Below are 22,231 nucleotides of genomic sequence, written 5' to 3' on the forward strand. Positions count from 1 at the left end.
GCTCGACGTGGAGCGGAAGGCAACGAAGCATGGCCAACTCGGCAACGGCTGGGCTGCGATGAGCGCGCCCACGCTCACGAGGCCCGTCGAGCACGCGCGCCTCGACCGGTCACCGAAGCCCGCACGCGCACGCGGCTTCCGGAAGACGATCTGGCGCCATCGCACGCTCTACCTGATGGCGATCCCGGGCATCGCGTACTTCCTGCTCTTCAAGTACCTGCCCATGGGCGGGCTCGCCATCGCATTCCAGGACTACCAGCCGTTCCTCGGCATCAGTGGGAGCCCGTGGGTGGGATTCGAGCACTTCGTGCGCTTCTTCACCGAAGACACGTTCTTCATGCTGCTGCGCAACACCCTGGTGGTCTCGGCGCTGCTGCTGGTCTTCGCGTTCCCGGTGCCGATCGTCCTCGCGCTGATGCTGAACGAGCTCCGCGGCCGCGTCTTCAAGCGCAGCGTGCAGTCGGTGATCTACCTGCCGCACTTCATGTCCTGGGTGATCGTCGTCTCGCTCTTCTACGTGCTGCTCACCACGGACCGGGGCGCCATCAACAACCTGATCACCGCGCTCGGTGGCGACTCGATCTCGTTCCTCACGGATCCGGACTGGTTGCGTCCGCTGTACGTGCTGCAGAACATCTGGAAGTCGGCCGGCTGGGGCACGATCGTCTACCTCGCCGCGATGACGGCGGTGGACACCAGCCTCTACGAGGCCGCCGAGCTCGACGGCGCAGGCCGCATGCGCCAGTCCTGGCACATCACGCTGCCGGCCATCCGGCCCGTGATCGTCGTGATGTTCATCCTGTCGATCGGCGACATCCTCGAGCTCGGCTTCGAGCACATGTACCTGCTGCTCAACTCGCTGAACCGCGAGGTCGCCGAGATCTTCGACACCTACGTGTTCACCGCCGGGCTCCAGAACGGCCAGCTCTCCTACGGCACCGCCGTCGGCCTCTTCAAGGGTCTCGTCGGCCTGATCCTCGTGGTGCTCGCCAACCGGATGTCCAAGAAGTTCGGTGAAGAGGGCGTCTACTAGCCATGTTCTCCTTCGAGGGCTTCGCGCGGCTGAACGGCTTCCTCAGCGGCGTCTACCGGATGGCGTGGCTCAACATCCTGTGGGTCGCGGTGACCCTGCTCGGCCTGGTCGTCGTCGGCTTCGGACCGGCCTCCTACGCGATCGCCACCTATGTGGACCGGTGGTTCCGGCTGGGGCAGACGCCGCCTGTGACGCGCACCTTCCTCGGCTACTGCCGAGAGCAGGGCTGGCGCCCGGTGCTCATGGGCTGGATCCTGCTCGCAGCCGCCGGCGTGATCACCGTCAACCTGCTGCGTGTGGAGAGCGGAACCGTGCGCGCCCTCAACGTCGTCATGCTCGCCGTCCTCGGCATCATCGCGGCCTACGTGTTCTTCGTGATGGCGGCGCTCGACGTCGACACGATCCCGCGACAGCTCGCCAGCGCGGTGCTGCTGGGCGTCGGCTCGCTGCACCTGACGATCATCGGCGCGGCCGCCGTGGCGGGACTGGGTTGGCTGCTCGCGCACCACGCCGCGCCGCTGCTGCTGCTCTTCGGGGTCGGGCTGCCCGCCACCGCTGCCGGCCTGATCACCCGCCGTGTGCTCAGCGGCCTCGACCACCAGACCGATCACACGGCGCGGGTCCCCGCGCACTCCCCAGGATGAGAGGACCACAACGATGATGAGACGACGACTGCTGGCCGCGGTTGCGGCCGTCGGCGCGCTCGCGCTGACCGCTACCGCGTGCGGCGGCGGGGGCACGAGCGGCGGAGACGGCGGTGGCGAAGGGCTGCAGCCGGGCGACACCATCCGCTGGATGTCGACCGTGCACACGCCCACGACACCCGAGGCCGACGGCCCGATCGAGACGGCGCTCGAGGAGCACTCCGGCGCCACCTTCGACATCGAGTGGGTGCCCGCGCCCTCCTACAGCGAGAAGATCAACGCGGTGCTCGCCGCCAACCAGCTCGCCGACGTGACGGGGCTCTCGCCGCTGGACAACAGCGCGATCCGCAACGCCCTCGGCTCAGGGATGTTCTGGGACGTCGAGCCGTACCTGAGCGAGTTCGACAACCTCTCGCAGATCAACGAGCTCACGATCGACGGCGCCCGGATCGACGGCGTCCTGTACGGCGTCCCGATCCAGAAGGTGATCGCCCGCTACGGCGTGCTCGTGCGCCAGGACTGGCTCGACAACCTCGGCCTCGAGGAGCCGCACACGCTGGAGGAGCTCGCCGAGGTGGCGCGAGCCTTCACCGAGGACGACCCCGACGGCAACGGTGTCGACGACACGACGGGAATCCTCGACCGTGCGGAGAGCTTCCAGCTCACGTTCCGCACGATCGCCGGCTACTTCGGCGCCGGCGACAAGATCGAGCTCGACGAGAACGGCCAGCTCGTGGCCTCGTTCGACACGCCCGCCTTCAAGGAGGCGATGGAGTGGTACCGCGAGCTGTACCAGGCCGGCTACGTCAACCAGGAGTTCATCACCCTCCAGAAGACGAACCAGCAGGACGCGATCGCGCAGGGCCGCGGTGGCATCGTCATCACCGGGCTGTTCGAGGCCAAGAACTACATGGCACTGGCGGAGAACGCCGACCCGAACACCCCGATGGCCTGGGCGTTGATCAACGACATGACCTACGCAGACGTGCCGCGCCGGATCGTCTCGGACACCGGCGGTGGCGTGGGTGGCGTGCTCGCGATCTCCAAGGAGAACGTGCCGACCGAGGAGGGTCTGCGCTACGTCCTCGGCTTCATCGACTCGCTGCTGGACGAGGAGGCGTTCGACCTCATGACGAACGGCATCGAGGGCACGCACTACGAGCTCGACGGCGACGGTGTCGTCACGATCACCGACCAGACCGCGTGGGAGCAGCAGGTGCAGCCCTACTCGAGCTCGCGCCCCTCGGACACCGTGGTGACCTACCCGAGCGCTACGCCTTACGTCGACGAGGGCAACGCACTGATGGCGGAGCAGGCCGAGTTCGCGGTCATCAACCCCGCCTCCGGGCTCAGCTCCGACGCGTACGACCGCAGCTGGTCGACGATCTGGACCACCGTGCAGGATGCGTACTTCCAGTACATGGACGGCCAGATCGAGATGGCGGACTACGAGGCCGTCGTCGAGGCCACGTACTCGCAAGGTCTGGAGGAGATCCTGACCGAGCTCAACGAGGCGTACGCCGCAGCCAACGGCTGATCCGCGGTGCCGGCCACGGCAGCGTGCCGTGGCCGGCATCCCAGCACCCCAGCTCAGAGAGGTTCCTGACGTGCACGAGACGATCCAGACCACCCCGACGGCATCCCGCGGGCTGGCCACGTCACGGCTGCAGGCCGAGATCGACGCCGCAGCCGCCCGCGGCGGCGGCAGGGTGGTCGTGCCCGCGGGGGTGCATCGCACCGGTGCGCTGCGGCTGCGCTCGCACGTCGAGCTGCACCTGGAGGTGGGGTCGGTGCTGCAGTTCGACCCCGACCCGCAGCTCTACCCGGTGGTGACCGCCCGCTGGGAGGGTGTGCCCCGTGAGGTGCACATGCCGTGCCTCTTCGCCGACGGTGAGGTCGGGGTTGCGATCACCGGTCTCGGAACCATCGAGGGCGGCGGCGAGGCCTGGTGGCGGCGTCAGCACGATCGCGAGCTGGAGCATCCGCGACCCACCCTGATCGGACTGCACTCGTGCGAGCGCGTGACGATCCGCGACGTCTTCCTGCGGGACTCGCCGGCGTGGACCGTGCACCCGGCACTGTGCCATGACGTGAGCGTCTCGGGCGTGCGCATCCTCAACCCCGCCAGCTCGCCGAACACCGACGGCATCAACCCCGAGTCCTGCCGCAACGTGCGGATCAGCGACTGCCACATCGACGTGGGCGACGACTGCATCGCGATCAAGGCCGGGACCGAGGCGGCCGCAGCGCGGGTCGTGTGCGAGAACATCACGATCACCGGCTGCACGATGGTCCACGGTCACGGCGGTGTCGTGATCGGCAGCGAGATGAGCGGCGGCGTCCGCAACGTCGTGATCACCGGCTGCGTGTTCCAGGGCACCGACCGCGGCATCAGGATCAAGACGCGGCGCGGCCGCGGCGGCTTCGTCGAGGACGTGCGCGTGACCAACGTGATCATGGACGGCGTCATGTGCCCGTTCGTGGTCAACCCCTTCTACCACTGCGGCGACGATGGCAAGAGCGAGCTCGTCCGCGACCGGTCCGCCAGGCCGGTGGACGAGCGCACCCCGGTGCTGCGCAGGCTGCACATCGCGCACGTGACAGCGCGCGGCGCCCACGCAGCGGCCGGCCATCTCTTCGGGTTGCCCGAGCAACCGCTCGAGGACATCACGCTCGACGACGTCTCGATCTCCTTCGCCGACGACGCCCAGCCCGGTGTGCCCGCGATGGCCGACGGCGTCGAGCCGGTCGTCCGGGCCGGGTTCCGGCTCGGGCACGTCGTCGACTCGGAGCTCTCCCGCGTGCGCGTGCTCGGCGCGGAGGGCAGCCCGGTGACCGCGACCGACTGCCACGGTCTGATTCTCGACGTGAGGAGCGGTGATGACGGCGACGGCTGAGCGGGTGGCCGACGCCGGCGCGAACCAGGAGGCGGTCCCCGTGCGCCGAACCGCTGAGCAGGTGGTGAGCGTGCTCGCCATGGTCGCCGCCACCAGCTTCCTCGGTGGCTTCACCGCCGTCATGAACGGTCTCGAGGAAGCGACCTTTGCCGAGTCCGGGCTGCCTGCGATGCTCGGCCTGCAGGAGCTGAGCAGCGCCGACTCATACCACCTGGCCAGCACGCTGGCCGCCTGGTTCGGATTCACACTGATCGCGGTGCTGCTGCTGTCGGCCGCTGGGCTATTGACGCTGCGTCGTCGGCCCCGGCGCCGGGATACGGGCTGGTGGTTCCTCGCTGCCGGACTGGTATGCCTCTTCGGCAGCCAGCTGATCCTCTATCCGGTCGCCTTCATCTTCTTCGTCAGCGCGGGCCTGCTCGCCCTGCGCCCGGTCGCACCCAGGAGCGTCTCATGAGCACTGCCCCCACACAGCGGCGCACCACCAACCGCAGCGTCCGCCGCGAGGGTCCCGGCGTCAAGGTGTTCCGGGTCGTCAACGTGCTGCTGCTCACGGGTTTCGCGCTGATCTGCCTCGTGCCGTTCCTGCACGTGATCGGCAGCTCCTTCGCGAATCCGGGCGAGCTGGCCACGCGCACCTTCGTGATCATCCCGCGCGAGCTCACCCTCAACGCCTACGACTACGTGCTCTCCAGCCCGGCGATCTTCCGGGCCATGGGCGTGTCCGTGTTCGTCACGGTCGTGGGGACGTTCCTCAGCCTGGTGGTGACCTCGCTGATGGCGTACGCGCTCTCGAAGCGCTACCTGCGAGGGCGGCGCGTCATCAACTTCCTGGTCGTGTTCACGATGCTGTTCAGCGGCGGCATGATCCCGACCTTCATCGTGGTGAGCTCGCTCGGGCTGCTCGACACCCTGTGGTCGCTGATCCTCCCCGTCACCGTCAACGCCTTCAACTTCGTCATCATGCGCAGCTTCTTCCAGGGGATCCCGGACAGCCTCGAGGAGGCGGCGCGGATCGACGGCTGCTCGGAGCTCGGGGTGTTCTGGCGGATCGTGCTGCCGCTGTCGTTGGCGTCGATCGCGACCATCGGTCTGTTCTACGCCGTGGCGTACTGGAACAACTACATGCACGCGGTGCTGTACATCAACAACTCCGAGCTCTGGCCGATCCAGCTGCTGCTGCGCCAGATCGTGATCATCGCCAGCGGGCTCAACGCCGACACCAGCGCGGTGGACGTCGTTCCGCCTGCGCAGTCGGTCAAGATGGCTGTGATCGTGATCGCCACCCTGCCGATGCTGATCGTCTACCCGTTCATCCAGCGGTTCTTCGTCAAGGGCGCGCTGATCGGCTCGGTCAAGGGCTGAGCCGCCGGCGGTGCGGTGCTGACGCGACGTCGCGACGTGTCACCTCGGTTCCGACCTAGGGTGGAGAGGTGACCGAAGCATCCGAGACCGTGCCCGATCAGGGAAGCGACCAGCAGACCGAGTACACCCTCTGGGCCACGTTCGCCCGCACCGATGAGCCGTCGGCAGGCGACTCCGCCGAGCTCGAGGAGGCGATCACGAGCGTCGAGGCCACCGGTGTGCGCATCCGCGGCCTGTACGACGTCTCCGGGCTCCGCGCCGACGCCGACGTGATGATCTGGCTGCACGGCCCGGACCTCGCCGCCGTGCAGGCCGGTCTGCGGACGCTGCGCCGGACGGCGCTGCTGGCCCCGCTGACACCGGTGTGGCACGCGGGTGGCGTCCACCGGGATGCCGAGTTCAACCGCTCGCACGTGCCCGCTTTCATGCGCGACGTCGAGCCGAAGGGGTGGCTGTGCGTGTACCCGTTCGTGCGCTCGCACGAGTGGTACCTGCTGGCTGAGACGGACCGCAGGACCATGCTCGCCGACCACGGCCGCAAGGGTGCCGCGCACCGCGGCGTGCTCACGAACACGGTGGCCGCGTTCGCGCTCGGCGACTACGAGTGGATCCTGCCGCTCGAGGCCGACGACCCGGTCGAGCTCGTCGACCTCATGCGCGACCTGCGCTACACCGAGGCCCGGCGCCACGTCCGCGAGGAGACCCCGTTCTTCACCGGGCGGCGTGTGACGCCGGCCGAGGTCGCCGAGGTGCTCCGATGACGCCGTCCGTCACCGAGCGCCCGGGCGCAGGTGGCAAGCCGCCCAGGGCGACCGATGCTCCCTGCGCACGCGGCGCCGCCGTGCCCGCCGCGACACCCGCGGCTCGGTGCGGCGATCCGTTCGTCACCGAGCCGACCGAGTACGACGCCGTGCTCCTGCTCGGGTTCGGCGGGCCCGAGGGCCCCGACGACGTGATGCCGTTCCTCAGGAACGTCACCGCGGGGCGTGGCATCCCTGACGAGCGGCTCGCCGCCGTCGCCGAGCACTACCATCACTTCGGCGGCGTCAGCCCGATCAACGACCAGAACCGCGAGCTGCGGGAGGCTCTGGAGGCCGAGCTCGCCCGCACGGGTCCGGCGCTGCCGGTGCTGTGGGGCAACCGCAACTTCGCGCCCTACCTGACCGACGCGCTGCACGAGGCGCACGAGGCCGGCCACAGGCGCCTGCTCGCGCTCGCGACCAGCGCCTACTCCAGCTACTCCTCCTGCCGCCAGTACCGCGAGGACCTCGCCGACGCGCTGGCAGCGACCGGGCTGGGGTCGGAGCTCGAGATCGACAAGATCCGCAGCTTCTTCGACCACCCGGGCTTCGTGGAGCCGTTCGTCGAGGCCGTGCAGGGCGCCGTGACCGAGCTCGCGGGACGCGGGCGTCGGAACATCCGGGTGCTCTTCGCCACCCACTCGATCCCGAGCGGGGACGCGGAGCGCTCCGGTGCACCCGGGCGCGACCTCGGCCCAGGAGGTGCCTACGAGGCCCAGCATCTCGCCGTCGGGAAGGTCATCATGGGTCGCGTGAGCGCACCCGAGGGGGTCGCGGTCGATGCGACGTTGGTGTACCAGTCCCGTTCGGGGCCGCCGAGCCAGCCGTGGCTGGAGCCCGACATCAACGACGAGATCGCCGAGATCGCGCAGGGTGCTGCCGATCGACCGGACGCGGTCGTGATCGCTCCGATCGGGTTCGTCTCCGACCACCTCGAGGTGCTGTGGGACCTCGACAACGAGGCGATGGAGACCGCGGCCCAGCACGGGCTCGACGCCATCCGGGTGGCCACGCCGGGCACGCACCCGGCGTTCGTGGCCGGGCTCGCGGACCTGGTGCGCGAACGCGTGGAGGCGCGCCCGGCCCAGCGCCGTGCCGCGCTGACCGGGCTGGGACCCGACATCGACGTGTGCCGGCCCGGGTGCTGCGCGAACGCGCGACGACCGTTCTCTCCGGCGCTGGCAGGTATCGCGCCGTGACCACCATCCGTCTCGGCACCCGCGCGAGCGTGCTCGCGCAGACCCAGGCAGGCACGGTGGCGGACGCGTTGCGATCCCGGGGCGTGGCCGTCGAGATGGTACCCATGCGCAGCGAGGGGGACACCAACCGGGCGTCGCTGTCGACGCTGGGTGGCACCGGGGTGTTCGCCGCCGGGCTGCGCGAGGCGTTGCTCGCGGGCGAGTTCGACATCGTGGTGCACTCCTACAAGGATCTGCCCACGGCCCCGCACCCGGGGCTGGAGGTCATCGCGACACCCGCGCGGGCCGATCACCGCGACGTGCTCTGCGCCCAGGCCCCGCTCGCCGAGCTGCGCGCGGGTGCACGCGTGGGGACCGGGTCGCCGCGGCGCCGGGCGCAGCTGCTCGCGGCACGCGAGGACCTCGAGGTCGTGGACATCCGCGGCAACGTGGACACGCGGCTCGCGATGGTGACCGACGGTGCTCTCGACGGCGTGGTGCTGGCTGCTGCCGGTCTCGAACGGATCGGACGCCAGGAGCACATCGCCGAGGTGTTCGAGTGGCCCACCGCACCCGCGCAGGGTGCGCTGGCGGTGGAGGCACGCACCGGCGACGAGGAGATCGCTGCCCTGGTCAAGCAGGTCGACGACGAGCGCACCGGGCAGGCCGTGGCAGTCGAGCGGGCCTTCCTCGCCGAGCTCGAGGCCGGATGCTCGGCGCCGCTGGCGGCGAGCGCGACGGTCCGGTTCGGACGCGTGAGTCTGCGGGCGGTGGCGTACTCGCTCGACGGGCAGCGCCGTCACGGCGCCCGGCTGGACGACCGGCTCACCGACCCCGAGGCGATCGGGGTGCGTGCCGCGCGCTCGTTGATACAGGCGGGTGTCCAGGAGTGGCTGCAGGCGGGCTCCGGATGAGCGTGCTGCTGATCCCGCGCGGAGGTAGCTGGGGTGCCACGGTCGCTGCCGCTGCGGCGGAGGCGGGGCTCACTCCCTGGGTGCTGCCGCTGATCGAGGTGCTACCCGCGCCGTCGATCGAGCTGAACCAGGCACTCACCCGGCTGAGCGAGGGTGACTATGCCTGGCTCGCGCTGACCAGCGCCGCCGCCGTGCCGGCCCTCGAGGGCGTGACGTTGCCGAGGACCACCAAGGTGGCTGCGGTCGGGCATGCCACGGCGACCGCGCTGGAGGAGGCGGGTTTCGCCGTCGACCTGGTCGGTGACGGGGGCGCGCAGGCGCTGCTGGACCGGTGGCTCGAGCCCGCTGATGGTCGAGTGCTCGCCGTGAAGTCCGACATCGCGCGCCCGCTGCTGGCCGACGGCCTGCGCGCGGCCGGCTGGGACGTGGACGACGTGGTCGCGTACCGGACGGCAGCGGCACGGCTGAGCTCCAGCGAGGAGCACGCGGTCCGGACCGGCAAGGCTGACGTGGCGCTGGTGATCAGCGGCAGCGTGGCGCGCAGGCTCGCGGAGGTAGGCGTGAGCGAGGGCACCCAGCTGGTGGCGATCGGTGCCCAGACCGCCGAGGATGCGCGGTCCGTCGGCCTCACCGTGAGCGCGGTGGCGCCCACGCCGTCGGTGGCCGGGCTGATCAGCGCCGCACAACGACTCGTTCCCGCGCACGACGACGAAGGAGGTGCTGCATGAGTGCGATCCCGTTCCGCCCACGACGGCTGCGCCAGTCCGCGGCCATGCGGGCTCTGGTGAGCCAGACCCGCCTGCACGCGGCGCAGCTGGTGTTGCCGGTGTTCGTGATCGAGGGGGAGGAGTCGCGACCGATCTCCTCGATGCCGGGCGTCCTGCAGCACTCGCTCGACTCGCTCCGGCGGGCCGCCACCCAGGCCGCCGAGGCCGGCATCAGCGGTCTCATGATCTTCGGGGTCCCCGAGCACCGGGACGCCACGGGCACCGGCGCGACCGATCCGAACGGGATCCTCAACAGGGCGACGGCGGCCGTCGTGCAGGAGGTGGGGGACGCCGTCGTCATCTCGACGGATCTGTGCCTGGACGAGTTCACGGACCACGGGCACTGCGGTGTGCTCGACGGCGAGGGCCGGGTCGACAACGACGCCACCCTCGTGCGTTACGCCGAGATGGCGCTGGCGCAGGCGGAGGCCGGGTCGGTGCTGCTGGGGCTGTCGGGGATGATGGACGGGCAGGTCGCCCACGTGCGCGAGGCGCTCGACGAGGCGGGGCGGACCGACGTCGCGCTTCTCGCCTACTCGGCGAAGTACGCCTCGGCGTTCTACGGCCCGTTCCGCGAGGCGGTGGACTCCCAGCTGCAGGGGGACCGGAGGGCGTACCAGCTCGACCCGGCCAATGCGCGCGAAGGGTTGCTGGAGGCTGCGCTGGACGTCGAGGAGGGCGCGGACATCGTCATGGTCAAGCCCGCGCTGCCGTACCTGGACGTGCTGCGACAGGTGGCCGAGTCGAGCCCGGTACCGGTGTGGGCCTACCAGGTGTCGGGGGAGTACGCCATGCTCGAGGCCGCTGCAGCGAACGGGTGGATCGCGCGCGAGGCCGCGATCATGGAGTCGGTGACCTCGATCGTGCGCGCGGGAGCCGACGCGGTGCTGACCTACTGGGCGATGGAGCTGGCGGAGTGGACGAGGCGATGAGCACGGAGGCGTTCGAGCGGGCACGGGGGCTGATGCCGGGTGGTGTGAGCTCGCCGGTGCGGGCGCACGGCGCGGTCGGGGGAGACCCGCTGATGCTGGAGTCCGCTGCGGGTGCGCGGGTGCGCGACGTGAGCGGGCGCGAGTACGTCGACCTCGTGGGGTCGTGGGGTCCGGCGATCCTGGGGCACGCGCACCCCGAGGTGGTCGCGGCGGTGCAGGAGGCCGCCGGCCGCGGGTTGTCCTTCGGGGCGTCCACGCCGGCGGAGGCGGAGCTGGCCGAGCTGGTGCGCGAGCGGGTGCCGGTGGCGGAGAAGATCCGGTTCGTCTCCACCGGCACCGAGGCCACGATGACGGCGATCCGGCTGGCGCGGGCCGCCACCTCGCGGGACCTCGTCATCAAGTTCGCCGGGCACTACCACGGGCACTCGGACGGGCTGCTGGCCGCTGCGGGATCCGGTGTGGCGACGCTCGGCCTGCCGGGCTCGGCCGGTGTGCCGGAGCCGTTCGCGGCGCTGACGATCGTGCTGCCGTACAACGACATCGAGGCGGTGCGGGCGGCGTTCGACATGCACCCGGGGCGGATCGCCGCCGTGATCACCGAGGCGGCTGCGGCGAACATGGGCGTGGTGCCGCCCGAGCCGGAGTTCAACGCGGAGCTGTGCGCGCTGGCGCACACGTACGGTGCGCTGGTGATCGCCGACGAGGTGCTCACGGGGTTCCGGGTGCACCGCTGCGGCTGGTGGGGGATCGAGCGCGGCCTCGAGACCCGCTGGGAGCCCGACCTGCTGACCTTCGGGAAGGTGATCGGCGGCGGCCTGCCCGTGGCGGCGCTGGCCGGTCGCGCAGAGCTGATGGACCAGCTCGCGCCGCTCGGGCCGGTGTACCAAGCAGGCACGCTGAGCGGGAACCCCGTGGCGCTGGCCGCCGGTGCGGCCACGCTGCGGCTGGCGGACGAGGCCGTCTACGCCCGGCTGGACGCGGTCGCGCACGAGGTGAGCACCGCCGTCGAGCGGGCGCTGGGAGGCGCCGGGGTGGCGGCGCACGTGCAGCGCGCGGGAAACCTGTTCTCGGTCGCCTTCGGGCAGCCCGCGCTGTGGGGCGGGACGCCCGGGCCGCGCGACTACGCGGGTATGCAGGCCAGCGAGCACTGGCGCTTCCCGGCGTTCTTCCACGCGATGCGCGAGGCGGGCGTGAGCCTGCCGCCCTCGGCGTTCGAGGCGTGGTTCGTGTCCGCCGCTCACGACGAGGAGGCGGTCGGGCAGATCATCGAGGCACTCCCGGCCGCGGCGCGGGCCGTGGCCGGAGCGTCAGCGCCCGCCTGAGACGCTGGGCGCGTACTCGATCGCCACGACGTGATCGGCGCGGATGTCGCGCAGCAGTGGCTCGTCGACGGCGGAGATGCTCACGCTCAGTGCGCGCGCGGGCGTGACGACATCGGCAGGGTTCCATGCCGGCAGCACCGCGAGCCGGGTGACGTGCGGTGCGAGGCTGGGGAGGTCGTGGAGCCAGCCGAGCAGTGCGGGTGCGGGGATCTCACCAGGCTCGGCGGGTCGATCGCGGAGGCCGACGAGCGCGTCGCAGTCACACATCCGCCGCGTCAGCGTGAAGTGCACGGCGCTCGGGCGCACGCACGAGGCTGCGATGCGTGTCGTGGTGGGCTGCGGCGCCACGCCGAGTCTGCGCTCGGTCGCGTGGAGCAGCGACTCACCGTAGGCGGCAGCGTTGATCGCCCAGATGACGGTCGTGCACATCGGGTCATTCTGTCAGTCGCGAGGGGTGCAACGCCTGGTCGGTCGGTGACCGACGCGCGTGACATCTTCATCCGGCACGCTCTCGTGGAGGGCGACTGGCGCACGCACCACTGATTCGTGCGGGCCGAGGCGGAGGTCGAGGGTCCGGTCCCGTGGCCGCGACCCCATGGTCGACGGCTGACCAGCGCTCGCCCACCCGCGATCGGGATGTCGGTGGTCGAACATAGGTTTGATTCATGACCACCACACCTCCTGCGACTGAGCGCCCCGGCTCGACGGCGCTGTCGGGGGCGCTTGGGTGCGGTTGTGCCCAGATGTCGGTGGTCGAACATAGGTTTGATTCATGACCACGACCGCCCTTCCTCGCACCACCGTGGCTCCTGCTGCGGTGGCGCGCGATGCTGATGAGGTGCTGGGGTCGGCGCGGGCGGCGCGGGTGCGTGCGGTGGCTGCGGAGGTGCAGGTGCTGGTGGATGCGGTGGACTGGGCGGTGTTGAATCCGCCGTTGTTCGGGCGTGAGGCAGCGACCTGGTACGCGGCCACGTCGCAGGGATCGGCGCCGGAGGCGCTGGAGGTCACCGCGGAGGGGGTGCCGGATGTGGACCGGGCCGCGGTGGCAGAGTTGGGGATCGCGTTGGGCATGAGCACCCAGGCCGCGCAGCGGCTGCTGGCGGATGCGTTGGAGCTGGCGTTCCGGCTCCCCACGGTCTGGACCCGGGTGGTCGCTGGTGAGGTCAGGCCGTGGCAGGCGCGGCGGGTCGCGCAGTCCACCCGCCAGCTGTCCAAGCTGGGGGCGGCGTTCGTGGACCGCGAGATCGCCCCGGCCGCTGACCGGGTCAACGGCCACCAGCTGGAAGGACTGATCGCGACCGCGATGGCCCGCCACGACGCGCAGCTGGCTGAGCAGCTCGCGGCCGAGCGCGCCGAGCAGCGCGATGTCCAGATCCACCTGGACGAGACCACCCTGGCCGGGTTGACCCCGGTCAACGGGTGGGTGGACCTGCCCGATGCGCTGGACCTGGAAGCAGCCCTGTCGCACTGCGCCGAGCAGCTGGCCGCGTGGGGGTCGCAGGACCCCCTGAACGTGCGCCGCGCCCGCGCCCTGGGCGAGCTCGCCCGCGAACACCTGACCTTCACCGGCCAACCCGCCACCGACCACCCGGCCGACTTCGAGGGCGGCGAACGCGGTGGCAGCAGTGCTGGCGAGGCCGGCGATGGCGGCGGTAGCACCGCGGGTGTGCGGGCGGGCAAGCGGGTGCGGCCCAAGCGGCAGGTGGTGCTGTACGCGCACCTGACCGATGCAGCGATCTATGACGCGATCGGCCGCGGCACCACCCCGATCATCCAGTACCCCGACACCACCAGCACCGCCGGGGGCACCGAGAGCAGCGCCCATCACGACAGCTGCGTCGGCAACGACGGCGACTGCAGCTACCGCGACGGTCACGGCGGTCACGGCGGAGGCGACGCCGGTAGCGGCGGTGGCAGTGGCGCCGGCGGCGCAGGTGGCGGGAGTTCGGGTTGCGGTACGAGTGGTGATGGGTGGCGGGTGCCGGTCTGGGTGGGGCGGGTGGAGAACACCGCGACCCCGGTCACCGCTGAGACGATCCGGGCCTGGTGTGCCGATCCGGGCACCCGGGTGACCGTCAAGCCGGTGCTGGACCTGAACGGTTACCAGCAGGCCGACTCCTACGAGGTCCCGGGCCGGATCAAGGAACAGATCCGGCTCCGCGATGGCACCTGCATCTTCCCCAACTGTCGTGCCAAAGCCCTCTACTGCCAGGACGACCACGTCGAGCCCTACGACCACGCTGACCCGGGCGCGGGTGGTCGGACCGAGACCAGTAACCTGCGGCTGCTGTGTCAACGGCATCACAACCTCAAGACCCACCACGGCTTCAGCTACATCATCCTGACGAACGGGGCGGTGTTGTGGCGCACCCCGCACGGGCTACGCATCCGCCGCAACCGCGACGGCACCGTCGACTACCTCACCCGACACCGAAACCGCTACGGACCCCACGGCGACGACGGGACTGGCGACCGGGTCGAGGCCACCACAGCAGCACGCGGCGGTCGTCGCCAGCGTGGCATGCACGGCTGGGACGCCATCGACGGACTCGAGACCCTGAACCCTGCCGACCAGAGCGAGCGCCGCAACGGTCTCGACGACCTCGGCCCACCACCCTTCTGAACGACCCGCCCCGAACCCCGCCACCCCACGAGGAGGCGGGGACACGGGCATGTCCGCAGAGGTGACAGCGTCTTCGTGCGGGCGTCGAGCGGCCGCAGCGAGCGCTCCGTTGCCGAGAGCGGGTGGGTCGCCCCGGGGAACCGCAGCAGCTCCCCAGAGGCCAGCTGCACTCGCAGCCGGGCCATCTTCTGGCTCGCGCTCGCGGCCGCGTGCAGCATCAGCGCACCGCCCCCGACGCCGCCCACCCCGAGCCCGCCCGCCCCGACGCCGCCCGCCCCGACGCCGTCCACTCCGCCGAGATCGTGGATCGACGCCGAGATCGTAGATCGCGATCTACGAAGTGGCCGCGGATCTACGATCTCGCGGAGCGAGGTCGGGGATGCCGTGAGCCTGGCCCCCACGAGGCGGGGCTCCCGAATCGGGGCCGGAGCCATCAGAACAGCCCCGCCGGGGTACGGACCGTGACACGGCGTACGTCCGTGGACGTGCCCCCGCGCTGGCGAAGCCAGAGCACGACCACCGCACCGGCGGCAGGATGGGGTCATGAACCGCATCGTGGTGATCGGAGCCGGGCTGACCGCAGCCAACGCCGTCGAGACCCTCAGAGATGAGGGGTACAGAGGGGAACTGACCGTCGTCGGTGACGAGCCGGTGCTGCCGTACGAGCGTCCACCGCTGAGCAAGGACGTCTTGCAGGGCAACAGCGAGTTCGACGTCCTTCACGACGCGCAGTGGTACGGCGAGCGGGACACCCGGGTGGTCACGGGCACCGAGGCGACCGGCATCGACCTGGAGGGCCGGAAAGTCACGTTGAGCACCGGGGAGGAGCTGCCCTACGACGGCCTGCTCATCGCGACCGGGGCGGATCCGCGCGTGCCGTCGATCCCCGGTGGCGAGCGCGCCCTCACGCTGCGGACGCACGCCGACGAGCAGAAGCTCAGGTCCACGTTCACCGAGGGCGGGAAGCTCGTGACGATCGGCGGCGGTTGGATCGGGCTGGAGGTGGCGGCGTCGGCGCGGCAGGCAGGCATGGAGGTGACCGTTCTCGAGCGTGGTCGGCTGCCGCTGGCCACAGTGCTTGGCCCGGAGATCGCGGAGCACCTCCGCGCGCTGCACACCGGCCACGGGGTCGAGATCCTCACCGAGGTCGACGCTCTCGAGGTCACCGACGACGGCGTGACCACCTCCGCAGGGCCTGTCGCCGCGGACGCGGTGCTGGCTGCGATCGGGGTGGAGCCGACCACCGAGCTGGCGGCCGCCGCAGGGCTGGTGGTCACCGACGGCATCGTCGCGGACACGCGCTTCCAGACCTCCGACCCGCACGTCTGGGCGGCCGGGGACGTCGCGTTGGTCACGCACGCCACCCTCGGGCCGCTGCGGTCGGAGCACTGGGACAACGCGATCCGGCAGGGCAAGGCGGTGGCGGGGGCGATGCTCGGCCAGGACGTCGCCTACGACTGGCAGCCGTACTTCTTCACCGACCAGTTCGAGTTCTCGATGGAGTACGTGGGGCACTCGTCACCGTCGGACACCGTGGTGATCCGCGGCGATCTCGCGAACAACGAGTTCATCGCCTACTGGCTCGACGACGCCAGGGTCGTCACCGCCGGCATGAACGTCGGCATCTGGGATGTCAACGACACCCTGCGGGACATGATCGGCACGACGCCGAGGCCCGAGGACCTCACCGACCTGCGCTGATCGCGATCAGTCGACGGTCGTGAGGGCGTGGATCGGCACGTCGGCCGGGATACGGGCCCGCCCGCCGAGCGCGGCGAGCTCCATCGCGACCACCACGGCGGTCACCACACCACCGGCGCGCCGCACGAGCTCCACGGCCGCGGCGGCGGTGCCACCGGTCGCGAGCACGTCGTCGACCACCACGACCCGTGCTCCCTTCCCGACGTCGGCCGGCTGCAGCTCCAGGGACGCCGAGCCGTACTCGAGTTGGTAGCCCTGCACCAGCAACGCGTCGGTCCCGGTGCCGGGCAGCTTCCCGGGCTTGCGCAGCGGCAGCACCCCACCGCCACCAGCCACGGCAGCGGCCGCCCCCAGCAGGAACCCGCGCGCCTCCAGCGCCGCGTAGAGGTCCGCCTCGCCACCCAGAGAAGCGATCGCCTCCGCCACCACGCCGAGCGAGTCGGAGTGGCACAGCACTGGCGTCAGGTCCCGGAACAGCACCCCGGGCTCGGGGAAGTCCGGGGTCAACCGGGTGCGCTCGATGATCGCCGCCGCAGCCCGCTCGACCACCGCGGCCCTCGCGTCGCTCACACCGTGCTCACGGGCTCGGCTGCCAGCAGGGGGCCCAGCACGGCGCTGAGACGCTCGCCCATGAGGCGGTAGCCGACGGCGTCGGGGTGGAGCTCGTCTGGCAGCAGGTCCACGTCGTCGAAGCCGATGATGCTCGGCCCATCCACGAGGTGAAGCCGGTCGTCGGCGGTACCGGCGACGACCTCGGCGATCGCCTCACGCATCCACTCCAGCGTCACACCTGTGACGTTCGGGGTGCTCTCGCGGGGCGGCGAGACGATCGGAGTCATGACGGCGATCGGCGCCTCCGGGTGCGCCTCCCGCACCTGGTCGATCAACCCGGCCACCTGCGGGCCGAACGTGCGGGTCGACATCGTGGCGCCACCCTGCACGTTGATGCCCAGGCACAGGCTCACGATGTCCGCCGGGATCGCCGCGATCGTACGCGCGGCCACCGGGTCGAGGTGGCACTGGCCGCCGAACCCGAGGCAGGTGAGGTCCCAGTCGAGCGCCCGCGCCACCACGGCCGGCCACGTCTCGCTCGGGCCCGCCGCTGTGCTGCACTGCGTGATCGAGGACCCGTAGGTGGTCCACCGAGCCGCGGCAACGGGAGCAGCCGAGACCGCGCCCGCCACCTGCACCGACCGGATCCACAGGTCGCCCACCTGCGGCAGCCACACCTGCACCCGGTGCTCCCCGCCAGGCAGCGCCACGGTCAGGCCGAGCGGGCCGTGCGCCAGGTCCACGCGCTCGTGCAACTCGCCGTCGACCAGCACGTCGATCCGGTGGTCGCGGTCCAGCTCGATCGTCAGGTCACCCTCGATCCGGACCGAGTCCGCATCCGTGACGACGTCGAGCCGTACCCCGGCAGCCTCGCGCGCCTTGGCGAGCAGCTCGGGCGAGAACGCCCTGCCCACCAGCTCGGGGAGGATCCGCCAGGCGCGTTGAGCGCCGCCACGGTGCTCCCAGCCGGCGGCACCCCGCCAGGCATCGGGTCGGACATCCGGTCGCAGCTCGGTGGTCACGATCGCCCAACCTACCCTCACGCGGCGGTGTGCCGCCCACGTGGCCGCGCCCGCCCGTCGTGCAGCTCGAGCACCCGATCGGCGCGCCCCATCAGCAGCGGGTCGTGCGTCGAGACCACCGCCGCGAGCCCACGCTCGTGCACCAGCTCCGCGAGCAGGTCCATGATCGTGGCCGCCGTCGCGGAGTCGAGCTGCCCGGTCGGCTCGTCGGCGATGAGGATCTCCGGTGCGGACGCCAACGCCCTTGCGATCCCGACCCGCTGCTGCTGGCCACCGGAGAGCTCGTACGGCCGCTGGTTCGCGTGCGCTGCGAGCCCCACGAGCTCCAACGCCTCGGCCACCCGTCTCTCGCGCTCGTCGCCCGGGGTCTCCACGAGCCGCAGCGGCACCTCCACGTTCTCGGCCGCGGACAGCACCGGGATCAGCCCGAACGACTGGAAGATGTAGGAGAGCCGCCGCCGTCGTACATCCAGCTGCTCGGCCTCGCTCATCGCGGTCAGCTCCGACTCGCCGAGCCAGACCGTGCCCGAGGTCGGCCGGTCCAGTCCGCCCAGCAGGTTCAGCAGCGTGGTCTTGCCCGACCCCGACGGCCCTCGCACCACGAGCAGCTCGCCCGCGTGCGCCTCGAGGCTCACCTCCGTGAGGGCGTGCACATCGCCCGACGGCGTGCTGAACACCCTGCTCAGGCCCCGCCCGGTCAGTGCCGGCGACCCGCTCATCGTTCCTCCTCCTGCTGATCCGTGGGCTCGTCGCCGCCAGGACCGGGCTTGCCGTGACGCCCGTCGCGCCACACGCCCGCGTGGTCTTCCTCGAGCGTGAGCCGTACGCGGTCCTTCAGCTCCAGCGCACTCACGAAGTCCTGCGGCAGCTGCATCCGCCCCACCTTGTCCAGCACCGCGAACTCCTCAGCCACGTGCAGCTCCGCGCCGTGCTCGTCGGTCTCACGGCGGCGCAGCACCTCGGTCGAGGTGCGCCCGTCGCGGATCTGCACGGTGCGCCGCACGTGCTCGGAGACCGTCGGGTCGTGCGTCACGATCAGCACCGTGACCCCGGTCTCCGCGTTGACGGTGCGCATCATCTCGAGCACCTCGGCGCTCGTGGCCTCGTCGAGCTCACCCGTGGGCTCGTCGGCCAGCAGCACCTGAGGCGAGTTCGCGACGGCGACCGCGATCGCCGTGCGCTGCTGCTCACCGCCCGACATGGCGCCGGGGCGCCGGTCGCGGCAGTGGCTCACGCCCAGCATCTCGAGCAGCGCGTCAGCCCGCTCGTCGATCGCCTTCGCCGATTGCCCGGCGAGCGCCATCGGCAGTGCGACGTTCTCGAGCGCGTTCAGGTACGGGAGCAGGTTGCGGGAGGTCTGCTGCCAGACGAACCCCACCGTGTGCCGCTGGTAGGCGACGCGCCGCTTGCCGCCGAGCGTCAGCAGGTCCACACCGGCCACCGACGCCCGTCCTGCCGTCGGGGTGTCGAGTCCCGACAGGATCGTCAGCAGCGTCGACTTGCCGGACCCGGACGCCCCGACGATCGCGACCAGGTCGCCGGCCTCGACGTGCAGGTTGAGTCCCTGGAGGGCCTGCACCTCGATGCCGTCGGCCGCGTAGATGCGCACGAGGTCCTCGCACACGATCTCGCCTCCGCTGACTCGCGTCGTGGCGCCGTCGATGGGTTCCTGGGCGGTGGATGTGCTCATGTCGCGTCTCCGATGCGCAGCACGGACAGGGACAGTCTGCGGGCCACCGCGCTGGCGACGAGCAGTGTGAGACCGAGGATGGCGAGCACCCCGGCGAGGACGAGCGCGAGCCGCCCCCCGTCGTAGACGACCGGGGGAGAGGACTGCCCGGTGAACGGCGACAGGTCCACGGTCGCCACCACGAGATGCGGCAGCGCCAGCCCGAGCACGGTGCCGACCACCAGCGCCACGATCCCCAGCGGTACGAGCTCCCACGAGACCAGGCGCCGTGAGTCGCGCGCACCGATGCCCAGGGTGCGCAGCACGGCCACGAGCCGGCCCCGCTCGGGAGCGGCCAGCACCAGCGTCAGCACCAGTGCCAGCACCGACTGCAGCACGCTGACCACGAGCGCCACCACGAAGCCCACCTGCATCGAGATCGCACTCGGCGAGGACAGGAACGCCGACTGCTGGCCCGACGACGTCGCGATCGTGCCGATGCCGCCGACGATCCGGCTCACCTCCGTGGTCACGGCGTCGACGTCGGCGTCGGGCTCGAGGTCGACCAGCAGGAGGCGGGGCACGAGGTTCTGCCCGGTCACCTCCCGCAGCAGCTCGAGGTCGACCACCGCCCACAGCGGCCCCTCGGCGAACCCCGCGGCGGCGGCCGCCGTGCCGACCTGCGTCACCGGTACCAGGGAGCCGATCCGGACGCTGAGGTCCAGGCCGTCCTCCTCGGGCAGGAGCGCGCTCGACAGGACGATCGGGATGGCCTCGCCCTCGAGGGCAGCCATCCCCGCAGGCAGCGCAAGCGCTCCGGTCACGCCTGTCTGCACGATGCCGAGCGTCGCGGTGTCGACGGCGTAGAGGGTCGCCTGCCGGGTCGACTCGCCGGCGGTGAGCGCGGTCTGCGGCTCCGCGAAGACACGTGCGGTCGCGGCGACGCCCTCGACGCCCTCGATCTCGGCGACGACCTCGTCCGAGTACGGCGGACCGGCGAGCCGCATCTCGGCCCCGTTGGCGGCGAGGGTGGCCTCGCCGACCCCCGTGCTCAGGGTCGAGAGCATCGCCGTCGAGAAGATCGCGATCGAGGTGCCCACGAGCAGAGCGAGCATCGGGACGAGCCCGCCGCCGCTCTCGCGGATCGCACGGGCCGACCCCAGGAACGCCGCCAGGCCACGCCCGCGCCGTGCCGCTGCGTGCACGAGCCGCATCGGGAACGGGAACAGCCGGGTCGCGAGCACCGCGGCGGCGAGGGAGATCAGCAGCGGCGTCGCCGTGGTGAGCGGGTCGACCGTGGTGGTGGTTGTGGCCTGCAGGCCACGGCTGAGCAGCAGGTAGACCGCCCCACCGGCGATCGCGACGAGGAGGACCTCGGCCACCCAGCGCCATCTGCTGCTCGACCGGGTGGAGATGTCCGCACGCTGCGTGCGTAGGCTCGGGAGCTTCTCGGAGGCGAGCAGCACGGCGGGCGCCAGCGCGGCCAGGGCGGGCAGGCCGTAGTCGCCCAGCTGGAACGACTCCGGCACCAGCACGGTCGCCGCCGCAGCCCCGAGCAGCGCAGCGGGCACCCCGAGCACGAGACCCTCCGCCGCCAGCGCACCCCGGATCTGCCACGGTGATCCGCCACGGGCGTTCGCGAGCGCGAGCGTGGCGCGCCGTCGAGAGACCGAGAGCCGGGTCCCGAGCGCGAGCAGCGCGAACGTCACACCGACGGGCCCGGCGGCCACGAGGGTCAGCACCGCGGAGGTGCCGCGCTGGGAGGTGATCGCACGGTCGAGCACGTCGATGAGCTGAGAGCCCAGCCTCATCTGGAGACCGCCGCCGAAGCCGGACTCGCCGAGCGGGATGTTGCGCGCGGTGACGTCCCGGAGGTCGTCGAGAAGGCCTGCGACATCTCCGGTTCCGACGGCGACCGGGATCCAGACGCTCGTGGTCGGTCGCAGGGCGCTCGAGCTGAGTGCCTGTGCGGTGTCGGGGTGAACGTACGCAGCGCCGATGGCGAAGTCGCCCGCGTTCGGGTCGGAGGCGATGCGTGGTGTCAGACCGCTGACCTGGAACTGCCAGTACTCCTCGTCCTGGTCCGTGGCCTCGAAGAGTCCCGTGACGACGGCCACCACGGGCTCCGCGGCCTCGGGCGAGGCCGGCGCCTCGGGGCTCGGCCAGCCGCTGAGCTCGTCGCCCACGCTCACCCCGAGACGCTGTGCCGTGTGAACCGAGAACATCACCTCGATCTGCGTCGCCGGTGCTGTCGAGCCATCACCGCTGGCGTCGAGCTGGAGCCCCGGCCACGCCGCAGGCTCGGTCCCGGCGACGATCGTGGCGTGCTCGAGCAGGCTGTCGATGGCGCGCAGCTCGAAGAACCGGCCGGCGAGGTCGGCGGGGCGGGGTGTCGGCGCGTCGAACGGCATCCCGGTCCCGGTCGGGTTGACCGGCGGCATGCCCACCGAGATCAGCAGCTCCGGGTCGCCGAGGTTCGGGCGCAGCATCGGTCCAGCCTCGTCGACGACGCCCTCGACCGCGTCGAGCGCCGCCGCATACGTGGTCGAGGTGTCGAAGGCACCGACGGGCCAACCGAGCGCGGTGCCGGTCAACGCGCGCGCATTCGCGTTGGTCTGCGCCATCTGGAACGTCACCTCGTCGGCGAACGTCGCCCGGGACAGCCGCGGCCATGCGGTGAACAGGCCGGCCGCGACGGCGACGATGACCATGATGGCGATCGAGGCACCGATCGAGCTGGTCGCCTGGCGCAGCAGCAGCCGGAGCCTCATACGGGGTCCTCGCGACGTTGTGCGGCGGAGCGGAGCGGGGGAGC

20 protein-coding genes are annotated in these 22,231 nt (G+C 71.3%); 14 read left to right on the top strand and 6 right to left on the bottom strand.

Annotated features, from left to right (window positions below; translation table 11 throughout):
* Positions 1 to 58 precede the first annotated feature (58 nt).
* The 12 genes from GPA03_RS00845 (at position 59) to hemL (ending at position 11,849) form a co-directional block, all read left to right on the top strand.
* The gene (locus GPA03_RS00845; RefSeq protein WP_156250118.1) at positions 59 to 1,033 is read left to right on the top strand and encodes an ABC transporter permease; all 975 of its coding nucleotides are present in this window, start codon (positions 59 to 61) and stop codon (positions 1,031 to 1,033) included.
* 2 nt (positions 1,034 to 1,035) lie between these two features.
* Complete coding sequence (locus tag GPA03_RS00850) at positions 1,036 to 1,677, top strand: YesL family protein (protein WP_156250119.1); 642 nt, start codon at positions 1,036 to 1,038, stop codon at positions 1,675 to 1,677.
* Positions 1,678 to 1,690: 13 nt separating this feature from the next.
* Entirely contained in the window at positions 1,691 to 3,214 is a 1,524-nt protein-coding gene (locus tag GPA03_RS00855) for an extracellular solute-binding protein (protein WP_156250120.1), read from the top strand.
* A gap of 70 nt (positions 3,215 to 3,284) precedes the next feature.
* On the top strand, positions 3,285 to 4,574 hold the full coding sequence (locus GPA03_RS00860) for a glycoside hydrolase family 28 protein (RefSeq protein ID WP_156250121.1): 1,290 nt from the start codon (positions 3,285 to 3,287) through the stop codon (positions 4,572 to 4,574).
* Positions 4,558 to 5,028 (top strand): hypothetical protein, encoded by a 471-nt coding sequence (locus tag GPA03_RS00865; protein WP_156250122.1) that lies wholly within the window; start codon positions 4,558 to 4,560, stop codon positions 5,026 to 5,028. The genes GPA03_RS00860 and GPA03_RS00865 overlap by 17 nt, the downstream gene beginning before the upstream one ends.
* Positions 5,025 to 5,936, top strand: coding sequence for a carbohydrate ABC transporter permease (locus tag GPA03_RS00870; RefSeq protein WP_156250123.1), 912 nt, complete (start codon positions 5,025 to 5,027; stop codon positions 5,934 to 5,936). The genes GPA03_RS00865 and GPA03_RS00870 overlap by 4 nt, the downstream gene beginning before the upstream one ends.
* A gap of 68 nt (positions 5,937 to 6,004) precedes the next feature.
* Positions 6,005 to 6,697, top strand: a complete 693-nt coding sequence (gene hemQ / locus GPA03_RS00875; RefSeq protein WP_156250124.1) for a hydrogen peroxide-dependent heme synthase — start codon at positions 6,005 to 6,007, stop codon at positions 6,695 to 6,697.
* Positions 6,694 to 7,935, top strand: coding sequence for a ferrochelatase (locus GPA03_RS00880; RefSeq protein ID WP_156250125.1), 1,242 nt, complete (start codon positions 6,694 to 6,696; stop codon positions 7,933 to 7,935). Before hemQ ends, GPA03_RS00880 begins: the two co-directional genes overlap by 4 nt.
* A complete protein-coding gene (hemC, locus tag GPA03_RS00885; protein WP_156250126.1) occupies positions 7,932 to 8,828 on the top strand; it encodes a hydroxymethylbilane synthase in 897 nt (298 codons plus the stop codon). Before GPA03_RS00880 ends, hemC begins: the two co-directional genes overlap by 4 nt.
* Positions 8,825 to 9,556 carry a uroporphyrinogen-III synthase gene (locus GPA03_RS00890; protein ID WP_156250127.1) on the top strand — a complete coding sequence of 244 codons (732 nt, stop codon included), beginning with the start codon at positions 8,825 to 8,827 and terminating at the stop codon, positions 9,554 to 9,556. The genes hemC and GPA03_RS00890 overlap by 4 nt, the downstream gene beginning before the upstream one ends.
* The gene (gene hemB, locus GPA03_RS00895; protein ID WP_156250128.1) at positions 9,553 to 10,527 is read left to right on the top strand and encodes a porphobilinogen synthase; all 975 of its coding nucleotides are present in this window, start codon (positions 9,553 to 9,555) and stop codon (positions 10,525 to 10,527) included. The genes GPA03_RS00890 and hemB overlap by 4 nt, the downstream gene beginning before the upstream one ends.
* Positions 10,524 to 11,849, top strand: a complete 1,326-nt coding sequence (hemL, locus tag GPA03_RS00900; RefSeq protein WP_156250129.1) for a glutamate-1-semialdehyde 2,1-aminomutase — start codon at positions 10,524 to 10,526, stop codon at positions 11,847 to 11,849. Before hemB ends, hemL begins: the two co-directional genes overlap by 4 nt.
* On the opposite strand, the gene GPA03_RS00905 is transcribed toward hemL, so the two are convergent.
* Positions 11,835 to 12,278, bottom strand: a complete 444-nt coding sequence (locus GPA03_RS00905) for a hypothetical protein (protein WP_156250130.1) — start codon at positions 12,276 to 12,278, stop codon at positions 11,835 to 11,837. The genes hemL and GPA03_RS00905 overlap by 15 nt on opposite strands.
* A gap of 343 nt (positions 12,279 to 12,621) precedes the next feature.
* Here GPA03_RS00905 and GPA03_RS00910 point away from each other — a divergent pair, with 343 nt between their 5' ends.
* Together GPA03_RS00910 and GPA03_RS00915 are read left to right on the top strand one after the other, a co-directional pair.
* Positions 12,622 to 14,472 carry an HNH endonuclease signature motif containing protein gene (locus GPA03_RS00910; RefSeq protein ID WP_156250131.1) on the top strand — a complete coding sequence of 617 codons (1,851 nt, stop codon included), beginning with the start codon at positions 12,622 to 12,624 and terminating at the stop codon, positions 14,470 to 14,472.
* A gap of 543 nt (positions 14,473 to 15,015) precedes the next feature.
* A complete protein-coding gene (locus tag GPA03_RS00915; protein ID WP_156250132.1) occupies positions 15,016 to 16,173 on the top strand; it encodes an NAD(P)/FAD-dependent oxidoreductase in 1,158 nt (385 codons plus the stop codon).
* Between the two features lie 6 nt (positions 16,174 to 16,179).
* Here GPA03_RS00915 and GPA03_RS00920 read toward each other — a convergent pair whose 3' ends face one another.
* The 5 genes from GPA03_RS00920 to GPA03_RS00940 are packed head-to-tail and all read right to left on the bottom strand — an operon-like array spanning position 16,180 to position 22,187.
* Positions 16,180 to 16,743: an adenine phosphoribosyltransferase gene (locus GPA03_RS00920; RefSeq protein ID WP_156250133.1), complete on the bottom strand. Its 564-nt coding sequence runs from the start codon at positions 16,741 to 16,743 to the stop codon at positions 16,180 to 16,182.
* Positions 16,740 to 17,747 (bottom strand): GDSL-type esterase/lipase family protein, encoded by a 1,008-nt coding sequence (locus tag GPA03_RS00925; RefSeq protein WP_162458213.1) that lies wholly within the window; start codon positions 17,745 to 17,747, stop codon positions 16,740 to 16,742. Before GPA03_RS00925 ends, GPA03_RS00920 begins: the two co-directional genes overlap by 4 nt.
* Positions 17,748 to 17,764: 17 nt before the next feature.
* Positions 17,765 to 18,466, bottom strand: coding sequence for an ABC transporter ATP-binding protein (locus tag GPA03_RS00930; protein ID WP_156250135.1), 702 nt, complete (start codon positions 18,464 to 18,466; stop codon positions 17,765 to 17,767).
* Entirely contained in the window at positions 18,463 to 19,437 is a 975-nt protein-coding gene (locus tag GPA03_RS00935; protein WP_156250136.1) for an ABC transporter ATP-binding protein, read from the bottom strand. The genes GPA03_RS00930 and GPA03_RS00935 overlap by 4 nt, the downstream gene beginning before the upstream one ends.
* Entirely contained in the window at positions 19,434 to 22,187 is a 2,754-nt protein-coding gene (locus tag GPA03_RS00940; RefSeq protein ID WP_156250137.1) for an ABC transporter permease, read from the bottom strand. The genes GPA03_RS00935 and GPA03_RS00940 overlap by 4 nt, the downstream gene beginning before the upstream one ends.
* Between the last annotated feature and the right edge of the window lie 44 nt (positions 22,188 to 22,231).

Source organism: Pseudactinotalea terrae, assembly GCF_009733845.1.
In the GTDB taxonomy this organism is placed as follows: Bacteria; Actinomycetota; Actinomycetes; order Actinomycetales; family Beutenbergiaceae; genus Pseudactinotalea; species Pseudactinotalea terrae.

Coding starts and splice junctions, on each gene's coding strand:
- GPA03_RS00845 (WP_156250118.1), top strand. CDS start 59: ATGAGCGCGCCCACGCTCACGAGGCCCGTCGAGCACGCGCGCCTCGAC.
- GPA03_RS00850 (WP_156250119.1), top strand. CDS start 1,036: ATGTTCTCCTTCGAGGGCTTCGCGCGGCTGAACGGCTTCCTCAGCGGC.
- GPA03_RS00855 (WP_156250120.1), top strand. CDS start 1,691: ATGATGAGACGACGACTGCTGGCCGCGGTTGCGGCCGTCGGCGCGCTC.
- GPA03_RS00865 (WP_156250122.1), top strand. CDS start 4,558: ATGACGGCGACGGCTGAGCGGGTGGCCGACGCCGGCGCGAACCAGGAG.
- GPA03_RS00870 (WP_156250123.1), top strand. CDS start 5,025: ATGAGCACTGCCCCCACACAGCGGCGCACCACCAACCGCAGCGTCCGC.
- GPA03_RS00880 (WP_156250125.1), top strand. CDS start 6,694: ATGACGCCGTCCGTCACCGAGCGCCCGGGCGCAGGTGGCAAGCCGCCC.
- GPA03_RS00890 (WP_156250127.1), top strand. CDS start 8,825: ATGAGCGTGCTGCTGATCCCGCGCGGAGGTAGCTGGGGTGCCACGGTC.
- hemB (WP_156250128.1), top strand. CDS start 9,553: ATGAGTGCGATCCCGTTCCGCCCACGACGGCTGCGCCAGTCCGCGGCC.
- hemL (WP_156250129.1), top strand. CDS start 10,524: ATGAGCACGGAGGCGTTCGAGCGGGCACGGGGGCTGATGCCGGGTGGT.
- GPA03_RS00905 (WP_156250130.1), bottom strand. CDS start 12,278: ATGTGCACGACCGTCATCTGGGCGATCAACGCTGCCGCCTACGGTGAG.
- GPA03_RS00910 (WP_156250131.1), top strand. CDS start 12,622: ATGACCACGACCGCCCTTCCTCGCACCACCGTGGCTCCTGCTGCGGTG.
- GPA03_RS00915 (WP_156250132.1), top strand. CDS start 15,016: ATGAACCGCATCGTGGTGATCGGAGCCGGGCTGACCGCAGCCAACGCC.
- GPA03_RS00930 (WP_156250135.1), bottom strand. CDS start 18,466: ATGAGCGGGTCGCCGGCACTGACCGGGCGGGGCCTGAGCAGGGTGTTC.
- GPA03_RS00935 (WP_156250136.1), bottom strand. CDS start 19,437: ATGAGCACATCCACCGCCCAGGAACCCATCGACGGCGCCACGACGCGA.
- GPA03_RS00940 (WP_156250137.1), bottom strand. CDS start 22,187: ATGAGGCTCCGGCTGCTGCTGCGCCAGGCGACCAGCTCGATCGGTGCC.